This is a genomic window from Pseudomonas sp. 21LCFQ02, from assembly GCF_024129895.2.
GTDB lineage: Bacteria > Pseudomonadota > Gammaproteobacteria > Pseudomonadales > Pseudomonadaceae > Aquipseudomonas.
On the sequence record NZ_CM178749.1, the window covers coordinates 5677250 to 5695188 of the forward strand.

The following is a 17939-nucleotide window of genomic DNA, read 5'->3' on the forward strand; positions in this document are numbered from 1 at the left end:
GGCTCCCATTAGTGATTAAGACGTGCCAGCCAGTCATCGAACCAGCTGACGAACGCCGTGGACGGCTGAGCGTCCACGGCCAGATACCACCAGTCGGCGGCAGCGAAGGCGCGGCATTTCACGGCGTCCTTCTCGGTCATGACCAACGGCAGCGCGGGACTGAAATCAAGCGCTTCAGCAGTGAACACCGCATGATCGGCGAAGGCATGCGGCACCGGTCGCCAGTTTAGCCCTTCAAGCGTCGTGAAAAAACGCTGCGGGTTGCCAATCCCGGCCACCGCATGCACGGCCTGACCCGCGGCAAAATGCTCGACACCGACTCGCTGGCCGCTGCGCAGATTGACCAGCGCCGAAGGCTGCAGAGTAAAGCCAAAGCCATCTTCGCGATCAGCCTGCGCGCCGTTGTACAGCAGCGCATCGACGCTTTGCAGGCGCTCGACAGGCTCGCGCAAGGGCCCGGCCGGCAGGCAACGACGATTGCCAAGCCCACGAGCGGCATCGATCAGCACCAACTCCAGATCACGGGCGAGCCGATAATGCTGCAAGCCATCGTCAGACAGAATCAGGTCCAGCGGCTCAGTGTCGAGCAAGGCCTGCACGGCGCGGCCGCGATCAGGGTCGATCACCAGCGGCACGCCGCTGCGCTGCACGATCAGCAAGGGTTCGTCACCGGCCTGGGCAGCGCTTTGTTCGGCGCGCACCCGCCACGGCAGGCTCGGCGGTGTGGCACCATAACCACGGCTGACCACTCCGACCCGCAGGCCGCGTTGCCGGCAGTGTTCGATCAACCAGAGGATCATCGGCGTCTTGCCAGTGCCGCCCACGGTGATATTGCCTACTACGACCACCGGCACCGAGGCCCGATAGATGCCGCCCTCCCCGGCCAGAAAGCGCGCCCGTTTGCGGTTGACCACCCGGCGGTACAACAGCTCAAGGGGGCGCAGCAAGGACAGTGCCGGATGGCCTTGATACCAGGCGGCGAGCAACCGGTCGGAAAGCGCCATCAGTTAGCCTGCGTGGTTTCGACCGTGGTCATGCGCAAATGGCTGAAACCCAGTTTTCCGGCGGCATCCATGGCGGTAATCACCGACTGATGCGGTGTCTTGCCGTCGGCACTGATCGACAGCGGCAGGCTGTTATCACCACCGGACTCGCGCTGCACGGCTTCGATCAGGCTGTCCAGATCGTTACGCGGCAACAACTGGTTATTGACCGAAAAGATGCCGTCGGCATTGATCGCGATATCCACCTGCTTGCGTGCGGCATCGTCATTGGACGCACCGGTCACGGCCTGGGGCAGATCGACACGCAGTTGGGTTTCACGGGTGAAGGTGGTGGTCAGGATGAAAAACAGCAGCAAAATGAACACCACATCAATCAGCGCTACCAGATTGATATCGATATTGTCGCGCTGCTTGCGGCGGCGAAACTTCACTTGCGCTTGCCTCCGGTCCTGGCAAGGGACTTGAGATCGACCGGTGCGTCGACCAGGTCTACCTCACGGTCGCCCTGCACCACTTCAACCAGACGAATCGCCTGCTGCTCCATGCCAACCACCAGCTCATCGACCCGGCTTTGCAGGTAGCGATGGAAGAAAATCGCCGGGATCGCCACCATCAGGCCCGAGGCAGTACAGATCAGCGCCTTGGAAATACCACCGGCCAACACCACGGCATTGCCGGTATTACCGGCTGAATTGAACGAAGCGAAGATGTCGATCATGCCCAGTACAGTACCGAGCAGGCCGAGCAATGGCGCCATGGCCGCCACCGACCCGAGTGCCGCGAGGTAGCGCTCCAGCTCATGGATCACCCGCGACGCAGCCTCTTCGATGCTTTCTTTCATGATCTCGCGACCATGCCGGGAGTTGGCCAGGCCAGCGGCGAGAATCTCGCCCAGCGGCGAATCAGCGCGCAATTGCTTGAGCTTTTCGCCGTCGAGCTTGTTTTCCTGAATCCACTGCCAGACCTGCCCGAGCAAGTGTGGCGGGGTGATTCGGCTGGCACGCAAGGTCCAGAGACGTTCAATGACGATGCCGGCCGCGACAATCGAACTCAGTATGATCGGCAGCATCATCCAGCCGCCGGATTTGACCAGTTCCCACACAGTGCCGACTCCCTTGAAAAAATTGGCGCCACTTTAACATAGGGTCGAAAGAGGGTGCTTGAGATTGCCGGTCAATCTCGCCAGAAACGCCGGTTTTCACGTTCACCCCGCGGTTGCTCGAACGCTCCCAGACGCCAACTGATCGCGCCTTGCCCGGCGCTGTCGTGAATATCGATGCCCAGCGCCCGATAGCGCGCAACCACTATCGGGTGCGGATGGCCGAAGCTGTTATTGCGGCCACGGGAAATCAGCACGCCTTCAGGCATTACCCGGCGCAACAAAGGCGCTGAAGACGAGGTGCGGCTGCCATGATGCGGTGCCTGAAGCCAGCGGGCACGCAGGTCGAAGTCAGCCTGGCGAATCGCCCACTCAGCCCCGGCTTCAATATCACCGGTCAACAGCAGCCGCTCACCGCTGGCATCGATCATCAACACACACGACGCCTCGTTGCTGTTGTAGGCCTTATCCCAACGCCAGGTCTGGAAACGCACGCCGTCCCACTCCCAGCGCTCGCCGGTGCGGCACGGCTGCGCGTGTAGCGATGCGTGCATTGCCTCGGGCTCGCCGCCAAGTACCCGCTCAACCGGCACACTGCGCTGCACCGCCAGGGCGCCACCGGCATGATCGGCATGTGCATGACTGATTACCAGCGTGTCGAGGCGGCGCACGCCGGCCTTGCGCAACACCGGCACCACCACCCGCTCGCCCAGGTCAAACTCACCCGAGGCAGGGCCTGCGTCATACAGCAGGTTGTGATGGCGGGTGCGTATCAGGATCGCCAGCCCCTGGCCGACATCCAGTTGCAACACCTCAGCCTGACCCGGCGCAATCGGTTGTCTGGGTACAAACACACAGAGTAATAATAAAGGCCAACCCAACGGTCGCAGTGGCACACCGGCTGGCAGCAACAACAGCACAGCCCCCAGCAGACACAGCAACCACACCCAGAGCGGCAAGGCCTCCGGCAACCAGGCCGGCAGCCAGGCGGCAACCCAGCCCAGCGCAACAAACAGCAATTGCATGCTGCCCCCGGCCAGCCATAGCAGGCTCGCCCCCAACCAAGGCACAGGCAGCAGCAAAGTACCGAGCAACGCCAGCGGCAACACCACCAGACTGACCCAGGGCACTGCCAGCAGATTGGCCAGCGGCGCACTGAGGCTGACCGGCAGCTCAAGCACAATCAGAAAAGGCAGCAGACCGATTGCGATCAGCCATTGGGCACGGCTCCAGGCCTGCCACCAGCGCCAGCTCCCCAAACGGCCGGCGAAAACCAGAATCAGCACCGCCACTGCCGCAAATGACAACCAGAAGCCCGCTTGCAGACTGGCCAGCGGCTCGAAGATCAGCACCAGATTCAGCGACACCAGCCAGGGCCAGAGCAGACCAAGATGCCGAAAGCGCAAGCGCCAGAGCAGCACCATCCCGACCATTACACAGGCACGCCGCACCGGCACCTCGAAACCGGCAAGCAGGCCATAGCCCAGCGCGGCAACAAAGGCCAGCCCACACGCCCAAGGTAACCAGGGCAAGGCCGCAGGCCACAGCCCCCGGCGCGCCAGCGCAGCAATCAACAGATACACCGCGCCCGCCAGCAAACCGACATGCTGCCCGGAAATCACCAGCAAATGCACCGTGCCGGTTTCTTGCAGTATCTGCCAGTCATCCCGTGACAGCCCTGAACCATCGCCCAGCACCAGGGCCGCCAGAGCGCCTTCACGGCCTTGTGCATCAACGGCCAGCAAACGCTGGCGGATAGCATCACGCCAGGCGGCACGGGCAGGTGCCAGACGCTGACCATCGAGCACTGTCCCGGTCGCACCAATACGCTGTGCCAACAGCCAGGCCTGATAATCAAAGGCGCCTGGATTGACCAACCCGTCCGGCCGCCGCAACTTGACCGCCAGTCGCCAACGCTCGCCACTGGCCACCGGCGGCCCGCCATACCAGCTCACCCGGATACGTTGCGGCAAACGGGCACGTCGCGACTGCGGCTGATCCAGCTCAAAACGCGTCACACCATCGTTCGCACTCGGCAGCCCCACCACCCGCGCTTCCAGCCATAGCGTACCGCCATCCAGACGCGGCAGCAGCCGGTCATCCAAGGCATTCTTGGCCGAAAAACAGGCCAAGCTGAACCCCAGCAGCCATAACGCAACAGGATAAGTGCGCCAGGGCAATAGCATCAGGGCCAGCACCGGCATCAGCAGCAATAGCCAGCCAGGCGGCAGGGCCGGCAAAAAGCGCAGGGTCAGCAAGCCCAGCGCCAGTGCGACCAGCGCAGTACGCATGGTGAATCCTCAAGGGCAAAAAGGTCTTGAGGATGGGCAAATCAGTGAGGGGGTGCAGGCGCAGAGTATTGCGGGATTTGACCGGCGAATGTTCGCTCAGTCGTGCACCGACTTCCTACAAATACCGCAGAAGCATCCTGCATTTTTCCGTGTGGCCGCTTGGTAGGGTTTCAACTTTGGCGCCTTGAACGGGTAACAGCAGATGCATGCCACAGATCAGCCATTGAGCCTGCACCTCAAGAATCCGCAGCACGACCTGCAAGTGCTTTCGTTTAGCGGCGAAGAAGCCATCAGCATGCCCTATCGATTCAATATCGAAGCGGTCAGCGAAGACCCGCAACTGGATCTGGACGCATTGCTGCATCAGATGGTCTTTCTGGCTTTCAACAGCCAGGGCGCAGGCATTCACGGCCAGATCCAGCGGGTCGAGCAAGGCATCAGCGGCATGCGCCTGACACATTACAGACTGACTCTGGTGCCTCGTCTGAGCTATCTGCAATACCGTATCAACCACCGCATCTTCCAGGCCCGCTCAGTTCAACAAATCATTGAGCAGATCCTCAAAGAGCATGGGCTGTTCAGCGATACCTGCCAATTCCGGCTCACCATGAAATACAAGCCTCGCGAATATTGCGTGCAATATGGCGAAAGCGATCTGCAATTCATCCAGCGCCTGTGCGCGGAAGAAGGCCTGCACTACCACTTCGAGCACAGCCGGGATATGCACATTCTGGTGTTCGCCGACCACCAGGCGATGTTTCGCAAACTGGGTTTCGAGCTGCGCTACCAACCGGTCGCAGGCCTGCAAGCCGAAACGCAGGTGGTCCGGCGTCTGGGTGTGCGCCTGGAAGCACGCACCGCCCGCACCACACGCCGTGACTATGACTTCCGCAAAGCCGGCCGGCGTCTGGAATATCAGGCAGGTCCCGACCCGCAGATCATCCAGCCGAATCTGGAAGACTATCGCTGGCCAGGGCGCTTCACGGGTGAAGAACGCGGCAAACCCTTGACCCAGCGGGCGCTGGAAAGCCGCCGGGCAGACTACCGTCAGGCAGATGGCGAGAGTGACCATCCCGGCCTGGTCAGCGGGCATTTCGTAGCACTCACCGATCACCCCCGCACGGAGTGGAACGATACCTGGCTACTGACCCGGCTTGAGCATCAGGGCTACCAGCCGCAGGTACTTGAAGAAGCCGCACGCAAAGTCGACGGTATGGTAGAAGGCTATCGAAACCGTTTTACGGCAACACCCTCGGACACGTTCTTTCGTCCACCGCTGCCCCACAGCCGACCCAAAATTGCCGGCAGCCAGACTGCCCGGGTAACAGGCCCTGACAACCATGATGTTCATTGTGATGAATACGGGCGAATCAAGGTGCAGTTCCATTGGGACCGGAACGACCAAGCGGGCGAGTTCAGCAGTTGCTGGCTGCGAGTAGCCTCCAGTTGGGCTGGCGATACATTTGGCGCAACGGTCCTCCCTCGGGTCGGCATGGAAGTGTTGGTGAGCTTTCTCGAAGGCGACCCGGACCACCCGATTGTCAGTGGCTGCCTGCCCAACAACCTCAACATGCCGCCCTACCCACTGCCCGAGCGCAAGACCCGTAGCGTGCTGCGCAGCCACAGCACACCGCACAATGGCGGTTTCAGCGAGCTACATATCGAAGACCTGGCCGGCCAGGAACTGATCTACCTGCGCGCCCAGCGTGACATGGAACAGAAGATCAACCACGACAGCCGCCTCGAGGTGGGCAACGACCGGCAGGAAACCATCAAAGGTAACAGCATCAGCGTGCTGGAAGGTGAAGAACAGCGCACGGTCAACGCCGACCGCAAGACACAAATCAAAGCCGACGATTATCTGCAGGCTGACCAGAACCGCCATGTTCGGGTCGGCCAGATTCTGACAGTTGAGGCTGGCCAGCAGGTGCATATCAAATCCGGCGCGCACCTGATTATCGACGGCGGCGCCAGCATCACCCTCAAGGCCGGCGGCCAGCACTTGCTACTCGGCGCTGGCGGTATTTTCAGTAGCAGCCCAATCCTGCCCGGCGGCGTCCCGCTACCCGGCGCACCGGCGTTAGCGGCGCAGCCCGCACCGCTGACAGCACTGCAAAACCTGACCCTCAATGTACAGAAACAGGCATTGCGCAGCGCTGCAGGCAAGGCTGCTCCTGTATGTGCTGTGTGCCACAAACTCAAGGAGCGCAATGCATGAGGCGTTCCTACCTGCTTCTGGACAGCGCGCAGATCGACGGTCTGGATCAACACTTATTACAGGTTGGCGAGTTCATGGCATGCCATCCGCTGTACCTGAACACAGCCTATGCCGAGCTGGCCGACTGCGGCCCGCTACTGGTTCCCGTAGTCGCTGGCAGCAAGCTTGCAGACCTGTTCCACACGCAGTGGCGCTCGCGAGCAGGAATCTGGCTTGAAACCGAGGCCAGCGAAACCGAGCTGCTGGATCACCTGCGCAGCCTGGTACATGTCAACCTCGACGGCGACGTGACAGTGTTATTCCGCTATTACGACCCACGTATTACCCGCCTGTGGCTGGCAGACCTGCAAACGTTCGAACAAGACCGTCTCATGGGCCCCGTGCAATTGATCCGCCTGCCCGACGATGACAACAACGAACTGCTGATCAACCGCAGCGAAACTGCAGCAGACAGCCAGCGTTACCAGCCAAAACCCTGGCTGCACCTGAGCGCAGAACAGCTCGATGTCCTTGGCCAGGTGCAACGCCAGCAGTTCGATCAACACTTGATTGACCATTGCCGCCGCTACTTCCCCTTCGCTTTGGCCGGCATGGACACCACCGCGCATCGTGCATGGGCAAAGGCATGCAGGCTCAGTGCCGCCCGCCATGGCTATGGCACGGATGACCAGGTCACTCGCTGGGTCAGCCTCTATGCCCATCTAGGCCCTGATTTTCCTGCGGCACCTGCGCACCAGGCATACCGCCAGATCCTTGAAGCACCCAGCTCCAGCCCCCAGCAACGCCTGGATGCGCTGCTTGAAGAATTGACCCTGCAGCTGACCCGCACGGCGCAAGCAAAGACATGACCGACAAATCCTCTTCATCCGCACTGCTGAACCTGAGCCAGGCCGAACGGGCTGCCGGGCAACGCCCTCGTCAGGATATAGACAGCCTGGTTGCAAGCTGCCCGGCCAGCCAGGGCAAGCTCTTCGTCGTACCGACACGTTACGCCCTGGCGGAGTACCCGGCCGACCATGCCAGTTGCCAGCCCGGCGTCGAGCCGCAGAGCCACCCCATGGCGCTGCGCCGGCTACGCGAAGGTTTTCTCTACCTGTGGCAAAGCCCCGGCCCGCTGCAACGCTTTGCAATCTGCCCGCAAGGCATGCTCGAACCGCAACCGCTGACCGATGATGACACCATCACCCTTAACGGCAGCCTTACGGGACTTGCGCTGGACAAACATTCGCCTGCCTGGCTGATGTATGCCGAGTACCCGCTCAATGCCCGGAGTTGCGAAGCACTGAATGACCCCGGCACCCGCCAGAAACGCATGCGTCGGCTGGATTTACCACAGGTTGCCAGCCACTTGAGCGCCGCCCATTGCCCACCACTGGAGGCAGCAGAACAGGTCATTGCCGAACTCATGCCGCAAACCTACCACTGGGGCGTGGTCAGTGATCACCAGCTCAATGGTGATGCCGAGTACAAGAAGGCAGAACAGCTCAAGGAACAGATGTTTGCCAACCCGACCGCTGAGACCAGCAAGGCTTGGACGGATGCCATGTATTGGGTCGGCGAGCGTGACCGCATCGCCTCCAAGCACGCTGACGCACCTCAGGGCCGCCCCGCTCCAGGCCAGTGGAGCGCCGCAGCATGGCAGCCTCTGCACACCCGAAAATGGCTGGACAGCGCACGACAAGAAGCCGCTGAGTGCTGGGCAGTGTTTGCCTGTCTGGATGATGACTTGGGTGTGTTGCGTGATATTGATCGGGACCAGAGTCAGTTCGAAGACGCCCACCAACAGTGGGTCAGCGACAACCAGATTCGTCTGACCGTGGGTGGATTCATCCGCAGCCTGATGACAGAGGATGGGGCGGAGCTGGCGGATCGGATCAATTATCGTTTTAAGGAGGAGAAGCTAAAAATAACCCCGGAACAAGGAAATACGCTCTTAAAAATCCATGAGCGCCTGGATCCTCTTCGCTTCGAAGAATCACGACTCGCAAACGCCAGTGCTGTATTGATCACCCCGGAAGGCAAGCAGAAACTCGCCAGCCTCAAGGAAGAAATCAGCCTGTTAAAAAAACCAGTGAACAATTTCATCCCTGTAAAGCTACAAAAAGATGTGGAAATAGAGACTCGTGTTTATAGACAACATAAGAGTCACAATCAAAGATCAGGCAAATTCAGTGGCAAGATAGGAGAATATATTGACCTGAGCACAATGAATAACTGGCTGGACGTGACCGCCCCCGACCACTACAAAAGCGTCGAAGTACACCACAGACGGCTCCATGCAGACAGGGATATCTTTCTTTACCGTCACGAGAGTGGTACTTGGTTCGTCGATTACGACGACATTAATTATCGTAATTGGCTGGACCAGCTGGCCGCCGCCTGCCTTTCCGAACAATGTAATTACAGCCAGGGCGCAGAACAGTTCGCAGAGTATGTGCGTAGCCAGGACAAGGGTGCATTGCGCCAACTGTTCTTTTCCTGGAGCCCCAGCCTGGAAATGGCCTTGAACTCTGAAACTCGTTTAGGAGAAGTACTTGTAGCGCTTGGAGACGAAAATCGAAGCAATATTCAGGCTGGCTTATCCGGAATATTGGGGGCATCAACCAGATCAATACTGACGTTCATGCAGCGCACGGAAAGCAACAGTCGCTGGGTAACCTTGGTCAACCGCATGGCACCTACCGTGATGCTCCTGAAGGGGGAACTCGACCGCATAAGCCGTGTATGGATGAGTCTGATGATATTTACCCATATCAAAACCCAGATCGCATTCAGATGGGTAACCAATAAAAACTTCCGGACGCTAGAAGCATTTGGTAAAAATGTCGATGAACTGAAGGACTGGACGAAACTCACCAGCGACCATATCAAAAGCGGACGTGCAGCCCAGATTATTAATAGCAGAGCTGTAAAGAGCAGCGGCGGCGTGACCGCGCTGATTGTTTTGACCTTGAACATCTGGAATGCCAGCAGATATCTGAATCAGGCTAATGCGGTCGAGAGGATGGATGAACAGAGAAACTATGAAACAGCTTCGGCTACGCTTTATGCTTCTGCGGCGTTAGTGGCTGTCATCGATAGCGTGATCCGTAAAGGTTTCGGCATCAACCAGCTAAAAATTGGCCTAAGCTTTACCGCGACTCAAACCTTTTTCAGCTCAATCATAGGAGCCTTGTCAATCGGAGCAGCCGTCAATGAATTTCAATCGTTGAAAAAACAAATCGATAGTTCGAACTACATTGTGGATCCTTGGCTAGAAGCACGCAAAAACATCGTTAGTTTACAAATATTGGCGTTCACCGCTCAAACCCTAATAGCCTCTCGCTACACCATAGCTATATTGGCAGGCACAATGACCATTGGAGCGGGATTGGCCGGTGCAGGTGCCGCAATCGCACCACTGCTCGTAATAATTGCGATACTCGGCGGAGCCTACCTTATAACATGGCTCTTCCAACAAACCCCACTCCAGAACTTTCTCTACCAATGCTGCTGGTCCATCCAACGAGCTAAAGAGAGGTCACCACTTGATCATGGGACTCAACAAAAAGAGCTGGAGCACTTGCTCGCTCTAGTTTATACGCCGCGCATAAATTACGAAAGTATAAGCTCACATGTACCTACTGACGGTCAGTTTCCGATGCGTAACAAACCGCATCTGCAATCGTTATCTATCGACTTGCCGGGAGCCACCCCCGACGGCGTTTACCTGGAACTGGCAATGATCGGCGACCCGGTTGATTACCGGCTATGGATGGACATCTGGGGAACGCCAGGGTTGACCGAACCTCCTTACCGAATGCGAGATATGGGCAGCCACTGGTTAAAAACAGCTCATTACAAATGGATTCCTGCCAACGAAGGGCAAGGCCTGCGCCTTACGGGTCGCTACCTAACAGACACTGTGATGGGCTCACTTCCTAGAAGTATTTCCATAAAGATAAAATACAGCACCCCTATAACGTCTTTACTGGGAATAAATCATTCTATTGGCGGTGATTCTGGGCTGATCTATACCATCACTGCAGAAGATGGAGTTATTTCACTTAGGCCTCATGAGGCCCCTACGTTGAGCAAAGCCAGACTTCATAGAATCGGCGTCCAGCGCCGCTCGCTTCCGCTCCACTGAGCGCACAACTACAGACACCTCTTCCAGAGAACTTAAATTGGCCCTTAGAATAACTCAATTCTCCCCACTGCCTTTACCTACCGGACGCTCGCCCTCTGACGCCTCAGACATAGCCTGGCGGAAGAACGAGGTATTCCTTGACATAAACCAGTACAACACCGGCACAGCCGCAACACTAATATGGTTTAACGCAATTCTTTACCTGTCACTGGCACTCGCATTAAAAAACCTTACACCTAACGTCGTCCCCTGGCTATTAATAACCAGTCTAGCCATAACACTGGCCACACTCCCAATTCTTTATAAAGGCTTAAAAAAACCAACACCTTTACCTGTACGCTTCAATCGCCAACGTCGAGAAATATGTGTTATGAGAGCACAAGACGTCTATTGGATAATACCTTGGGAAAGCGTAATAGCCACGGCGCACTACACTTCAGAAACCGCTAGAAGAAGCGGCATGAGTCTTGGGTTCCTGAATGTGCGTTTCGACAGCCCACATCCTAGAGAGCGTGTTGAAAAAGATTGTCACGAGTTAACCTTTAACTGCCCAGATGAAGAAATGGCGGCAAGCTATTGGGAATACATACGCACCTACATGGAATCAGGTCCCGATGCGGTCCATGAACCCTCAAGAAAATTCACTCGCACCAAAGGCATCTTCGCCAGCTACCTGGATGACCTGAAAGAAGCCGCCAAGCGCAAAGGCTGGATCCTCACCCTGATCTGGGATGGCTTTTTTGGCCTGGTCTTCTTCAACGTACTGCTGGCCGATTATCTGGAGCGCAAGAAGCTTTATCCTCTCCCCGACCTCGACCACCCCGATATCATCGAATGGTCAAAACCCCTGCCGCCGGAGCAGTGGGCCAGGCCTTCTGCCGAATTTCAGGTCGCGCTGGCCGAGTACGAGGCGCGCCGGGTCTCATGACCCGGCGGACAATCAGCGGTTACTGACGCATGCCGCGTCCGCTGACCAGCATATCATCGGTGGCGAGGACGGCTTGGCTTTTACCATGGACCCCAACAATGGTCCCATCCCCTTACGCAAGCACGAAGCCTATATGCTGAACAAGGCGAAATTACACAAATTGGGCACTTACGAGGAAACCCTCACAATACCGGGACCAAAACATGACGTTCCCTGAAGCAGGCACATGCAAAAAGACCGTATTTCGCCGAAGCGACTATTTGGCTCCATTACCAATACCCACCGGCCAGAAGCCTGGGGACTCATTAGGGATTATCTGGCGAAAGAACGATACATACATGGACATCGGAAGCTTCACCCTTTCCGCCACCATTCGTCTTGCATGGTTTCAACTCCTGCTCTTTTTAGGAATGGGTTCTCTGCTGAAATACCTAAACATAGACACATATTGGATGATTTGGGCAGCAGGGTTAGTTGGATTGTGCATCGCCCTTTACTTTATAGCACCCGCCTTACGCCGCCCGTCCCCCAACCCTGTTCGTTTCAATCGCCATCGACGTGAAGCTTGCGTCGTCAGAGAAAACGGCGATTACTGGTTTGTGCCTTGGGAGCAAGTCGTTGCAGTGGCCACTCAGGCTTCGAGCATGAGTCAAGGAGGAAAAGTCACTCAAGGCATGCTGTATATAGGTCTGAATAATCCTCTAACAGTGAAGAAAGATAATCAGAACTACCTGCTAGGTTTTTATTGTGGGGGCGGTGAACCTGCTATGGCGTTGTGGGAATGCATCCGTACCTATATGGAAGTAGGGCCCGACGCTGTGGTCTCGATCGGTACATCCAGATTCACTCGCACCAAAGGCATCTTCGCCAGCTACCTGAATGACCTGAAAGAAGCCGCCAAGCGCAAAGGCTGGTTCCTCACCCTGCTCTGGGATGGTTTTTTTGGCCTGTTCGTCTTCAACGTGCTGCTGGCCGATTATCTGGAGCGCAAGAAGCTTTATCCCCTCCCCGACCTCGACCACCCCGATATCATCGAATGGTCAAAGCCCCTGCCGCCGGAGCAGTGGGCCAGGGCTTCCGCCGAGTTTCAGGCCGCATTGGCCGAGTACGAGGCGCGCCGGGTCCCATGACCCGGCGGGCAATCAGCAGTCACTGACGCATGCCGCGTCCGCTGACCAGCAGGCGGATGCAGAACAGGTAAAGCACTGCGGTCGCACCGACCATGAACGCCATGGCGATGCTGATGCTGATGTCGGACACGCCGAGGATGCCGTAGCGGAAGGCGTTGACCATGTGCAGGACCGGGTTGGCCAACGAGACGGTCTGCCAGAACGGTGGCAGCAGGCTGATGGAGTAGAACACGCCGCCCAGATAGGTCAGCGGAGTCAGCACGAAGGTCGGAATGATCGAGATGTCGTCGAAGTTGCGGGCAAAGACGGCGTTGACCATGCCCAGTAGCGAGAAAATGGTCGCGGTCAGCAGCACCACCACGACGGTCACGCCCAGGTGATGGACCTGCAGGTCAGTGAAGAACATCGACAGCAGGGTCACGATCAGGCCGACCATCAGACCGCGCAGTACCCCGCCCAGTACGTAGCCAACGAGGATGGTGTGCGGGGAGACCGGCGAGACCATCAGTTCTTCGATCGAGTGCTGGAATTTGGCGCCGAAGAAGCTCGACACCACGTTGCCGTAGGAGTTGGTGATGATCGACATCATGATCAGCCCCGGCACGATGTACTGCATGTAGCTGAAGCCGCCCATGTCGCCGATCTGGCGGCCGATCAGGTTACCGAAGATCACGAAGTACAGAACCATGGTGATCGCTGGCGGCAGCAGGGTCTGCGGCCAGATGCGCATGAAGCGCCGCACTTCGCGGTAGACGATGGTGTTCAGGGCAACCAGATTGGGGCGCAATTCGCTGTTCTGGGTACTCATTATTGGGCCACCTTGGCCAGGTTCTTCTCCACCAGGGACACAAATAACTCCTCAAGGCGATTGGCTTTATTGCGCAGGCTCAGCACCTCAATGCCTTGCAGGGCCAGTTGGCTGAACAGCGCGGTGATGCCGATATTCTTGTCGACCTGTACTTCCAGGGTATGACTGTCGATCAACTTGCTGGCAAAACCCGGCAGTTGCGGCGCAGCGCTGTACGACTGCTTGAGGTCGAGCACGAAGGTTTCAACGGTCAGGGTGTTGAGCAATTGCTTCATCCCCATGTTCTGCACGATCTCACCGTGGTCGATGATGCCGATGTTGCGGCACAGTTGCTCGGCCTCTTCCAGATAGTGCGTGGTAAGGATGATGGTGATGCCTTTCTGGTTCAATTCGGTCAGAAAGGTCCACATCGAGCGACGCAGCTCGATGTCCACGCCTGCGGTCGGCTCGTCGAGAATCAGCAGGCGCGGCTCGTGGATCAGCGCCCGGGCAATCATCAACCGACGCTTCATACCGCCAGACAACGAGCGCGAAGGCACGTCACGCTTATCCCACAGGCCCAGCTGAGTCAGGTACTGCTCGGCGCGTTCCTTGGCGATACGGGCCGGGATGCCGTAGTAACCGGCCTGGGTGACGACGATGTCGAAGGTCTTTTCAAACTGGTTGAAGTTGAATTCCTGCGGCACGACACCAATCGAACGCTTGAGCGCAGCCGGTTCGCGGTCCAGGTCGTGGCCGAAGATATTCACGCTGCCGCTGGTCTTGTTGACCAGGGTCGACAGGATGCCGATGGTGGTGGATTTGCCGGCGCCGTTGGGGCCAAGCAAGGCGAAAAAGTCACCTTCGGCGACGTCCAGATCAATGCCCTTTAGGGCCTGGAAGCCGTTGCCGTAGGTCTTTGTGAGCTGTCGAATGGACAGAGCAGAACTCATGGCGGAAAACGTACCCATCAGGAAGAAAGTTTCTGGTTATGAACGAGCGCACGAGGCGCTCGAATAGATGCTGCAATGGTGCTAGGACAGACCGCTCAAGTACAGACACATTCATTAATAATAAATATCGAGCCGGGACACGATCGTCTGCCGGCAGTTTTAACGCCATTCAGGTCAATGGCGTCATGACCGCCTTGCGATAAGCCGCACGCGTCTTGAGCCGCTCGTACCAGGCCTGCAAATGGGGCAGCTCAGGGCGCTCAATGGGCATCTCGAACCAGCCGTAGGCAAAGCTGCCCAGCGGAATATCGCCCATCCCAAAAGCATCACCGGACAGGTAAGGCTGATCGGCCAGCACGGCATCAGGGATTGCCAGCAGGCCATGCAGCGTCTGGATACTTTGGTTGATGAAGTCCCAATCCTGCTTTTGCGGCGCAGTGCGCACAACGCCCCAAAACACCGGTTTAAAGGCTTCGGCCAGCGTCGAGGTGGTCCAGTCCATCCATTTGTCAGCCTGCGCGCGCACTTGCGGATCAGCCGGATACAGCCCTGACGCTGCGCCGTAACGCGCGGCCAGATAGCGCACGATGGCGTTGGATTCCCAGAGCACGAAGTCGCCGTCTTCAATCATCGGCACCCGGCCGTTGGGGTTCTTTGCCCGGTACTCTGGCTCGTCGACCAGGCCAAAGGCACCGCCAGCGTCCTGGCTCAGGTACGGCACTCCGACTTCTTCTGCAATCCACAGTGCCTTGCGGACGTTGCTGGAATTCTTGCGTCCCCAGATCTTGAGCATTTGCTTACCTCCTGTGATGACCGCCATTCGTCGCTGACCAGTCTACCCTGTAACGGTCGCAACTTACTGGCTCATGCAGGGTCACTAACCATGTTATGAACACGGCCCGACCGTCGCCGTCACGGAGGATTATTTATGCTGTTGTTGTGGATCGCAGGATTGCTGGTAGGCAGCGCCTGGCTGGCGCACCGCCGCGTTACCCCTATCGCAATATTGGGTGTAATCGCCCTTTATCTGCTGGCCATGGGCATCTGGAGCCACGCGCCGGGCTGGTTGCTGGGCATTTTCTGGCTGGCATGGCTGGCCGTGCTGCTGCCGTTGGTGCTGCCGGAGCTGCGCCGCAAACACTTCAGTGCGCCGATGTTCAAATGGTTCAAGAAAGTGTTGCCGCCGATGTCCGACACCGAGCGCGATGCCATCGACGCCGGTACTGTGTGGTGGGATGGCGAGCTGTTCAGCGGTCGCCCGGACTGGAACACCCTGCTCGCCTACCCGCCAGCGACCCTGACCGAAGAAGAGCAGGCGTTCATCGATGGCCCGACCGAAGAACTCTGCGCGCTGGTCAGCGACTGGCAGATCGGCCAGGACATGGACTTGCCACCAGAGGCCTGGGCGCACATCAAAGCGCATGGCTTCTTTGCCCTGATCATTCCCAAGCAGTATGGCGGCAAGGGCTTCTCTGCCTACGCGCACTCGCAAGTCGCAATGAAGCTGGCGACCCGCAGTGGCGACCTGGCCTCCACTGTGATGGTGCCCAACTCGCTCGGCCCGGCAGAATTGCTGCTGCATTACGGCACCGAAGAACAGCGTAACCATTACCTGCCCCGCCTGGCCCGTGGCGACGACATTCCCTGCTTTGCCCTCACCGGCCCACTGGCAGGCTCCGACGCCGGGGCAATGCCCGACACCGGGATCATCTGTAAAGGCCAGTGGCAGGGTCAGGAAGTCATCGGCCTGCGCCTGAACTGGGAAAAACGCTACATCACCCTCGGCCCGGTGGCGACCTTGCTGGGCCTAGCGTTCAAAGCCTACGACCCTGATCATCTGCTCGGCGAGCAGACCGAACTGGGCATCAGCCTGGCGCTGATCCCCACCGATACCCCCGGTGTCGAGATCGGCCGCCGTCACCTGCCGCTGGGCGCCGCCTTCATGAACGGGCCGAACAGCGGCAAGGATGTATTTGTGCCGCTGGATTACCTGATCGGTGGCCAGCAAATGCTTGGCAAGGGCTGGATGATGCTGATGAACTGCCTGTCGGTGGGCCGCTCCATCTCGTTGCCAGCGGTAGGCACCGGCGCGGCCAAGTACACCAGCCTGGTCACTGGCCAGTACGCGCAGGTACGCGAGCAGTTCAACGTTCCACTGTCAGCCTTCGAAGGTATCCAAGAAGCGTTGGCACGGATCGGCGGCAATGCCTGGCTGATGGACAGCGCACGGATCCTGACGGCCAATGCTGTGGATCTGGGCGAAAAACCTTCGGTACTGTCGGCGATCCTCAAATACCACCTGACCGAACGCGGCCGTGAATGCATCAGCCACGCCATGGATGTGCATGGCGGTAAAGGCATCGTCATGGGTCCGAACAACTACCTGGCGCGCAACTGGCAGACCGCACCGATCTTCATCACCGTCGAAGGCGCGAACATTCTCTCGCGCAACCTGATGATCTTCGGTCAGGGCGCGATCCGCTGCCACCCGTTCGTACTCAAGGAAATGGCCTTGGCCAGCCGTGAAGATCATGACCGGGCACTGTACGAGTTCGATGACCTGCTGATGTGCCATATCGGTTTTGCGGTGGGCAACGCCGCCAGCACCCTGATACTCAATCTGGGCCTGGGACGCTTTGACAAACGTCCCGGCGACAGTCTCAGCCAAGGCTATTTCCGCGCGCTGGACCGTCAGGCCGCCGCCTTTGCCCTGCTGGCTGACCTGAGCATGATGCTGCTCGGCGGCGAGCTGAAACGCCGCGAGCGCCTGTCGGCGCGCCTGGGCGATGTGCTCAGCCATCTTTACCTGGGGTCGGCAGCGCTCAAGCGCTACCACGATCTTGACTCGCCTGATTATCTGCGCCCGCTGTTGCAGTGGGCCATGGAAGAAAGCCTCGGCGAGTCCGAGCGGGCGCTCGATCAGTTGCTGCGCAATTTCCCCAACCGCTTGCTGGGCTGTGCGTTGCGGGCGGTGGTATTTCCGTTCGGTCGCCGTCACAAAGGCCCTGACGACGCTCTCGATGCCCGAGTCGCGCAACTGCTGGGCCGCAGCAAAGGTGATCCGGCCCTGGAGCAACTGCTGGCTGGTTGCTACCGCCCGCAAGCGCAGGAGGATGCCGTCGGTGCGCTCAACCATGCCCACCAGCAGGTACAAGGCAGTCAGGCGATACGCCGCAAACTGCAACTGGCGGTCAAATCGGGGCAGGTTCAGGTGCAAGGTGACGAGTCGCTGATTGACGCCGCGTTACGCGCCGCAGTGCTGCAGAGCGCAGAAGCGCACAGCCTGGAACAAGCCGAGCAGGCGCGGCGCAAAGTGATCGACGTCGACGATTTCAGCAAAGAGCAGTTGGCGCCTGCGCCTGACAAGGTCAGATAACCAATCCCACAGCGGGCGCGATGA

Annotated in this window: 13 protein-coding genes; 6 read left to right on the forward strand and 7 right to left on the reverse strand. The window is 58.4% G+C overall.

The annotated features are described in order from the left end of the window. Nucleotides 1-8: 8 nt before the first annotated feature. The 4 genes from lpxK to NJC40_RS25670 form a co-directional block, all read right to left on the reverse strand. Nucleotides 9-1004: a tetraacyldisaccharide 4'-kinase gene (gene lpxK / locus NJC40_RS25655; protein ID WP_045481125.1), complete on the reverse strand. Its 996-nt coding sequence runs from the start codon at nucleotides 1002-1004 to the stop codon at nucleotides 9-11. Continuing rightward, the gene (gene pocB / locus NJC40_RS25660) at nucleotides 1004-1435 is read right to left on the reverse strand and encodes a flagellar polar localization protein PocB (protein ID WP_045481128.1); all 432 of its coding nucleotides are present in this window, start codon (nucleotides 1433-1435) and stop codon (nucleotides 1004-1006) included. Before pocB ends, lpxK begins: the two co-directional genes overlap by 1 nt. Then, nucleotides 1432-2106 (reverse strand): flagellar polar localization protein PocA, encoded by a 675-nt coding sequence (gene pocA, locus NJC40_RS25665; RefSeq protein ID WP_253141948.1) that lies wholly within the window; start codon nucleotides 2104-2106, stop codon nucleotides 1432-1434. The genes pocB and pocA overlap by 4 nt, the downstream gene beginning before the upstream one ends. 71 nt (nucleotides 2107-2177) lie before the next feature. Further along, nucleotides 2178-4394 (reverse strand): DNA internalization-related competence protein ComEC/Rec2, encoded by a 2217-nt coding sequence (locus tag NJC40_RS25670; RefSeq protein ID WP_253141946.1) that lies wholly within the window; start codon nucleotides 4392-4394, stop codon nucleotides 2178-2180. 202 nt (nucleotides 4395-4596) lie between these two features. Between NJC40_RS25670 and NJC40_RS25675 the strand changes: the two genes are divergently transcribed. The 5 genes from NJC40_RS25675 (at nucleotide 4597) to NJC40_RS25695 (ending at nucleotide 12799) form a co-directional block, all read left to right on the forward strand. Beyond that, complete coding sequence (locus NJC40_RS25675) at nucleotides 4597-6612, forward strand: type VI secretion system Vgr family protein (protein ID WP_045481139.1); 2016 nt, start codon at nucleotides 4597-4599, stop codon at nucleotides 6610-6612. Continuing rightward, complete coding sequence (locus tag NJC40_RS25680) at nucleotides 6609-7460, forward strand: DUF4123 domain-containing protein (protein ID WP_045481142.1); 852 nt, start codon at nucleotides 6609-6611, stop codon at nucleotides 7458-7460. The genes NJC40_RS25675 and NJC40_RS25680 overlap by 4 nt, the downstream gene beginning before the upstream one ends. Beyond that, the gene (locus tag NJC40_RS25685) at nucleotides 7457-10741 is read left to right on the forward strand and encodes a toxin VasX (protein ID WP_253141944.1); all 3285 of its coding nucleotides are present in this window, start codon (nucleotides 7457-7459) and stop codon (nucleotides 10739-10741) included. Before NJC40_RS25680 ends, NJC40_RS25685 begins: the two co-directional genes overlap by 4 nt. 37 nt (nucleotides 10742-10778) lie before the next feature. Beyond that, nucleotides 10779-11669, forward strand: coding sequence for a DUF6708 domain-containing protein (locus tag NJC40_RS25690; RefSeq protein ID WP_045481150.1), 891 nt, complete (start codon nucleotides 10779-10781; stop codon nucleotides 11667-11669). 203 nt (nucleotides 11670-11872) lie between these two features. Next, nucleotides 11873-12799 (forward strand): DUF6708 domain-containing protein, encoded by a 927-nt coding sequence (locus NJC40_RS25695; RefSeq protein WP_253141942.1) that lies wholly within the window; start codon nucleotides 11873-11875, stop codon nucleotides 12797-12799. Nucleotides 12800-12818: 19 nt separating this feature from the next. On the opposite strand, the gene NJC40_RS25700 is transcribed toward NJC40_RS25695, so the two are convergent. The 3 genes from NJC40_RS25700 to NJC40_RS25710 form a co-directional block, all read right to left on the reverse strand. After that, nucleotides 12819-13607: an ABC transporter permease gene (locus tag NJC40_RS25700; RefSeq protein ID WP_045481157.1), complete on the reverse strand. Its 789-nt coding sequence runs from the start codon at nucleotides 13605-13607 to the stop codon at nucleotides 12819-12821. Beyond that, complete coding sequence (locus tag NJC40_RS25705) at nucleotides 13607-14539, reverse strand: ABC transporter ATP-binding protein (protein ID WP_045481161.1); 933 nt, start codon at nucleotides 14537-14539, stop codon at nucleotides 13607-13609. Before NJC40_RS25705 ends, NJC40_RS25700 begins: the two co-directional genes overlap by 1 nt. A 169-nt stretch (nucleotides 14540-14708) precedes the next feature. After that, nucleotides 14709-15332, reverse strand: coding sequence for a glutathione S-transferase (locus tag NJC40_RS25710; RefSeq protein ID WP_045481164.1), 624 nt, complete (start codon nucleotides 15330-15332; stop codon nucleotides 14709-14711). A 135-nt stretch (nucleotides 15333-15467) separates the two neighbouring features. Here NJC40_RS25710 and NJC40_RS25715 point away from each other — a divergent pair, with 135 nt between their 5' ends. Beyond that, a complete protein-coding gene (locus NJC40_RS25715; protein WP_253141940.1) occupies nucleotides 15468-17915 on the forward strand; it encodes an acyl-CoA dehydrogenase in 2448 nt (815 codons plus the stop codon). Nucleotides 17916-17939: the final 24 nt, after the last annotated feature.